4 protein-coding genes and 1 pseudogene are annotated in these 5925 nt (G+C 74.3%); 1 reads left to right on the plus strand and 4 read right to left on the minus strand.

Annotated features, from left to right (window positions below; genetic code table 11):
• Positions 1-1538 (plus strand): annotated as a pseudogene (locus tag EBH09_RS39510) (lipase family protein); the annotation flags it as partial.
• 52 nt (positions 1539-1590) lie between these two features.
• Here the strand turns inward: EBH09_RS39510 and EBH09_RS33095 are convergent.
• The 4 genes from EBH09_RS33095 to EBH09_RS40015 all read right to left on the minus strand — a co-directional run.
• On the minus strand, positions 1591-4029 hold the full coding sequence (locus tag EBH09_RS33095) for a right-handed parallel beta-helix repeat-containing protein (protein ID WP_193776659.1): 2439 nt from the start codon (positions 4027-4029) through the stop codon (positions 1591-1593).
• Between the two features lie 108 nt (positions 4030-4137).
• Positions 4138-4743 (minus strand): hypothetical protein, encoded by a 606-nt coding sequence (locus EBH09_RS33100; protein WP_121751125.1) that lies wholly within the window; start codon positions 4741-4743, stop codon positions 4138-4140.
• 209 nt (positions 4744-4952) lie between these two features.
• Positions 4953-5780, minus strand: coding sequence for an MOSC N-terminal beta barrel domain-containing protein (locus EBH09_RS33105; RefSeq protein ID WP_121750518.1), 828 nt, complete (start codon positions 5778-5780; stop codon positions 4953-4955).
• 42 nt (positions 5781-5822) lie between these two features.
• Positions 5823-5925: DUF6643 family protein (locus EBH09_RS40015; protein ID WP_345940975.1), on the minus strand; the 103-nt coding region annotated here is incomplete at its 5' end.

Consider the following 5925-nt stretch of genomic DNA (forward strand, 5'->3'; position numbering starts at 1 on the left):
GGCCGGGCGGACCGGCGCCGCTCGACGCGCTGGGCTGGGCCCTGGAGGCGGCGCTGGTCGCCGGGGCGGTCGCCGTGGTCGTGGTGGTCTGCCGCCGGGGCCGCAGCGAGAACCGCCTCGACCGGACACTCGACGAGCACCTCGTACGACGCCTGCCGCTCGCCGCCCTCGTCCTGTTCGTCCTCGCCCTGCTGTACGGCGGCTGGGCCCGCCCGGAGTGGACGTCGGCCGGCCGGCTGCCGGGGGACATGACCTTCGGCGGCATCGCCCTGGTGCAGGGTCTGCTGGTCATCGCCCTCGCCGTGGTCGCCCACGGCCTCCACCGCGCCCTCCCCGACGCCCGTGCCGCGATCCGGGGCCTCGGCGGTCCCGCCGTCGCCATGCTGGCCTGCGCGCTGGGCGGCGTCATGTCCGGCGGTGTCTCCCAGCGGGTCTCGGACTGGCTGGACGGCACCGGCACCTCCATCGACGGCCCGCCCGTCCTGCTGACCTGGCAGGCGTCCGTCATCCCGCCGCTGCTCGTCGTCGTCCTGCTGCTCTGCGCCGCGCTCGCCCGGCACACCTGGCGCCTCGCCCGCGCCGAACGGGACGCCGTGGAGGGCGACCATCCGGGGGAGGCCGGGGACCCGCAACGCACCCGGCGCATCGCGCTCACCCGCGCCCTGGCCACCCTCACCGACCGGGCACCCCTCCTCGTCGCCATCACCTCCGCCGCCACCCTGCTGCTCGGTGCCGGAGCCCTGGTGGGCGCCCTGACCACCGACCAGGTGCCCGGCGACGCCGCGCGCGGGACGTACGCCGTCGTGCACGGCGCCGCGCAGACCGCGCAGGCACTCGGCTCCTGGCTCATCGGCCTCGGCTTCATACTGTTCGTCACCTGGGGCAGGCGCGCCTACAAGGACGCCTCCGCGCGGCGCACCATCGGCATCCTGTGGGACGTCGGCACCTTCTGGCCGCGCGCCGCCCACCCCTTCGCACCGCCCTGCTACGCCGAGCGCGCGGTGCCCGACCTGACCTGGCGCATGGCGACCTGGACCCGGGCCACCGGCGGGCGGCTGGTCATCTCGGGGCACTCGCAGGGCAGCGTCCTCGCCGCGGCGGCGGCCTGGCAGCTGGAGCCGTCGGCCCGCAAACGGGTCGCCCTGCTCACCTACGGCTCCCCGCTGGAGCGGCTGTACGGCCGCTGGTTCCCGGCCCACTTCGGACCGGACGAGCTCGGCTCGCTGCACGAGGAGGTCGACTGCTGGCGCAACCTCTACCGGCGCACCGACCCCATCGGCGGTCCGATGCGGCTGCCCGGCGACTCGGGCCCGGCGGTCGACCGCGCGCCCCTCAAGGACCCGCTCACCTACGGCCGCACGGAACTCCACCCGCTGCCCGCGCCGCTCCTCGGCCACTCCGACTACCAGGCCGACCCCGCGTTCGCCGAGGAACGGCAGCGTCTGCTGGCCCGGCTGCGTCCGGAGGTGCCGGCGCCGCGCCACACCGACCGGCCTCCGTCAGTCCCGGCGGCGGACGGCGGACCCGAGGACTGCTAGGGCAACCGGCCGTACCCGCCGGGGTGTGTCCGCGCAGCCCTGGTGGGTGTCTTCAGGGCAAGTCCGGCAGATCCTCGGCGTACAGCAGGGTCAGGTCGTCCGTGCTGGGGTCGGAGACCTGGGCGACCCGGCTCGCGTGCCGTTCCACCATCGCCTCGAACGTCTGACGGGCGGTACGGCCGTTGCCGAAGGCCGGGCCCTTGGGGATCGCCGTGAAGTACTTCGTCAGCGCCTCGGCCGCGCCCGGCGCGAGCCGGTACTCGTGCTCGTCGGCCTGCTGCTCCACGATCCGCAGCAGTTCTTCGGGAGCGTAGTCACCGAAGGTGATCGTCCGTGAGAAGCGGGAGGCGACACCGGGGTTGACGGACAGGAAGCGCTCCATCTCCGCCGTGTACCCCGCGACGATCACCACGACCGAGTCCCGCTGGTCCTCCATGAGCTTCACCAGCGTGTCGATGGCCTCCTTGCCGAAGTCGCGGCCCGCGTCCTCGGGGGAGAGCGCGTACGCCTCGTCGATGAACAGCACGCCGCCGTGCGCCCGCTGGAACGCCTCCTGGGTGCGGATCGCCGTGGAGCCGATGTGCTCGCCGACCAGGTCGACCCGGGACACCTCGACCAGGTGCCCCTTGTCCAGCACGCCGAGGGAGGCGAGGATCTCGCCGTACAGCCGGGCGACCGTCGTCTTGCCGGTGCCGGGGGAGCCGGTGAAGACCAGATGGCGTTTGACCGACGCGGCCTTCAGACCCGCCTGCTGCCGGCGCCGGCCCACCTCGATCATGTCGGTCAGGGCCCGGACCTCGCGCTTGACGCTGTCCAGGCCCACCAGCGCGTCGAGTTCGCCGAGGACGGCCTTGGAGGTGCGGGCCGGCTCCTGCGGCGCGGCGCCCGCGATCAAGGGCTCCTGCTCGGTGCTGCGCTGCCCGGGGATCGAGCCCAGCAGGCCGGGGGACTGGCTCACCGTCTGCACGACGGGCTCCGGAGCGGAGGGCGACGTCAGACCGCCGCTCTCGTCGCTGGTGCAGTCCTCGACGAGCGGACCGGAGTCGTACGCCGTGTCCGGGCCGCCGTCCGCGAACTCGTACCCGCCGCGCGCGCACCGTTCCGTACGGCACTTCCGCAACGTCGTACGGCAGCCGTCGATCACGTGGAAGCCGTAGCCGGCGCTGCCGGTCACCCGGCAGCCGAGGAAGCTGCCGCGGCCGCCGGCCGACACGTAGACGCCCGCCTCCGAGGGGGAGTCGACCGTGCAGCGCTCGATGGTGGGGTCGGCGCCCTTGGTGACGATCACGCCGGTGCGGTTGCCGACCAGGGTGCAGTTGTTCAGGGTGCCGCCGCTGCCGTGGTCGCGGAACCAGGCGCCCGTGGCCGCGTCCCGGATGCGGCAGTCGTCGAGCTGCGCGGTGGCACCGTCGCTCACCGAGACCGCCGTGTTGCGTACCTGGGACAGGTCGCTGTCGACGACGTCCGCGCGCGAACCGCGGTCCAGGACGAACAGCGCGTCCGGCACGTCGTGCACCCGGCAGGAGTCGAGCACCGCGGTGGCGCCGTCACTGATCCAGACCGCCGGATAATCGCCGGTACTGTCGAAGATCTCGCACTGGTTGGCGTCCACCCGCGTACCCGGGTCCCACACCGACAGGCCGTTGCGGCCGAACTGCCGCACGGTGGTGCGGGTCAGGGTGAGGACGGAGCGGGAGCGCAGGTCGACCGCGTTCTCCGGGATGTCGTGGATACGGCAGTCGGCGAGCGTGAGCACCGCGTCCGTGTCGAGCGTGACGCCGTCGCCGGTGGTGCGGTGCACGTCGCAGTCGGTCAGGTGCGCGGTGGCCCGGCCGGTGACCTGGACGCCGCTGCCCCGCACCTCGTAGACCTCGCAGCCCACGGCTTCCAGGGAGGACCCCTCACCCGTGGCCGTCAGGCCGGAACCGGCGGCGTGGTGTACCCGGCAGCGCTCCAGCCGGGGGTGCGCGCCGGAGCGCACCGCGACGCCCGCCTGACCCGCCGAGACGACCTCGCACTCCTCGAACACGCCGCCCCCGCCGTCGAGAACGGCGATGCCGACACCGGCCGGGTTGTCGACGGTGCAACGCCGCACCGTCGGCCGGGCGCCGGCGCGCACTTCTATTCCGGACGCGGAACGCGTGACCACCCGCAGGTCCAGCAGTTCCGGCGTGCCCTCCTCCACGAGCACCGCGGGCGCCGCCGCGTCCTGGCCCTCCACGTGCAGGTCCTGGATCACCGCCGAGGCGCGCACGGTCAGCGGTACGCCGTCGACCGGTGCGATCCGTACCGAACCCTGGGCGCCCTCGGGTCCGCGCAGGGTCACCGCCCGCTGGACGACGAGGTTCTCCCGGTAGGTCCCGGGGGCGACGGTGAGGACGTCACCGTCGGCCGCGGCCTCCAGGGCGGCGGCGAGCGATGCGTACTCACCTGTGCGGCGCCGCCACCGCGAGGTGCCGGTGTGCGTCACCTGGACCGTGCCCTGTGCCATGGCGTTGCTGTGCCCCCACCTCGTCGTACGCGGGTCGTCGCCGATTCGGTTCGGCCGGTCCACCGTAGCGTGCGCACAGGTGGTGAGTTGACCGGAGGCGGAAGCCCGTCAACTGCCCGCGCCGGTCCTGCCCCAGTCCGGGCCCACCCGGTCCCACTCCCGCTCCCAACGGGCGTACCGGCGGCGGACCATGCGCCACACGACGATCCGCCGGCCGGCCTCGATCAGCGCCGCGGCCACGACGGTGGCGCCGAACCCGGCGAGCACGGCGTGCGTCGTCGCGGTCGCGGAGTCCAGTGGACGGGCCACCGTCCGGCCCCGTCCGTCCGTCCAGACGGCGAAGCGGTCGCCGGTCTCCGGGTCGTCGATGCTCGCCATGACGGGCGCCTCGTGTCTTGAGCCGTCCGGCGCGGTCCAGGCGGCGAGGACACGGCTGCGCAGCCCCCCGGCGGACGTGCCGTCGGGGCCGAGGGCCACCGGTGGGCGCTTCAGAGAGCGGACGACGGTGGCCGTCACCCGGTGCCGGGACTCGTGCTGGTCGCGCACCGACCGCTGCATGGCGTCCTGCGCGGCGCCGCCCACGCGCGCGCCGGCCAGGGGCGCCACACACAGGATCAGCAGCAGCCCCGTCAGCGCCACCCACGCCTCGGCCAGATCGGTCGCGCGGCACAGCGGATTGTGCCGCCAGCGCCAGAGCCCGCTGATCGCCCGCACGATCCGCACCCCCCTTCCCGCTCCGTACCGCCCCCGGTGGAGCCGTCCACGCGCGGGCCGGTCCGGGAGAGCGCGCCATCACCTCTCCACGGGGGGCTCGCGGCCGGGTTTCTCATGAACGTCTCACGAAGCCCAACGGGCGGGCCGGGGGCCCGGTTCCCGGGCCCCCGCCGGTGTCCGGAACCGACCCCGCCCGGGAAAGCGGCATCTCACCCGATGATCCGCACCGGGTCACCGACCCGGATCGTGCCGTGGCCGACCGGGACCAGGTTCTGTCCGAAGACCAGCTTGCCGTCCACGCGGCGGTGCCGCCCGAGGCTGTGCAGGGGCTCCCTGCCACGCTCGGCGGAGCCCTGGTCGGTCGTCGTCACGACGCACCGCCCACACGGCTTGGCGACCCGGAAATCGACCTCGCCGACGGCGACGCGCGACCAGCCGTCCTCGGCCCACGCGTCGGTGCCGGAGACGACCACGTTCGGCCGGAAGCGGTTCATGGGCAGCGGTCCCTCGTCGGCGTGCTCGCCCTCGGCGATCAGGGAGTTGAGGGCGTCGAGGGAGGCCGTGGCCGCGAGCAGCAGCGGAAAGCCGTCGGCGAAGGTGACGGTCTCGCCCGGGAGCGCGTACCGCGGGTCCACGGGCCGGCGCGTGGCCGGATCGTCCAGGTACACCAGTCGTACGTCCGCGCCGAGGAAGTCGCTGCACCAAGCGTGCACGGCCTCCCCCTCCGCGGGGAGCGCCTCGACCTTGTCGCGGAAGATCTGCACCACGACCGTGCCCTGCGCACGAGGGACCGGCACCGTGAGCGGCTCCCGGCCGGGCGCGGACAGCCGGACACCGCCGCCGGGCAGAAGCTCGGCGGCGGCCAGGGCGAGGCGCGGCTGCTGGCGTTGCGTGACGACCTTTCCCCCGTCGTCGATCAGCATCCAGCGGCGGTCTCCGGCCAGCCCCCAGGGCTCCACGACGGCCTCCCGGAGCGCCAGGCTCCGAAACGCCTTGACCGGATGGACGTGGATCGACTGCAGCCGCGCGTTTCCCATGAGGTCATCGTGCCAGGTGGCACCGACAACGCCGGGGACGGCTCAGTAGCCGCGGTACTGCTGCTGGTTGTACGGGTCCTGATACGGCGCCGGGGCCGGCCGGGGGGCCGCGGGGCGCATCGCCTCGTATCCCGCGGGGCCGGGC

Source organism: Streptomyces sp. E2N166, from assembly GCF_003671715.1.
Taxonomy (GTDB): domain Bacteria; phylum Actinomycetota; class Actinomycetes; order Streptomycetales; family Streptomycetaceae; genus Streptomyces; species Streptomyces thinghirensis.

Excerpts from the sequence above, each read along its gene's own strand:
- EBH09_RS33105 (WP_121750518.1), bottom strand. The coding sequence starts at position 5,780 with ATGGGAAACGCGCGGCTGCAGTCGATCCACGTCCATCCGGTCAAGGCG.
- EBH09_RS33095 (WP_193776659.1), bottom strand. The coding sequence starts at position 4,029 with ATGGCACAGGGCACGGTCCAGGTGACGCACACCGGCACCTCGCGGTGG.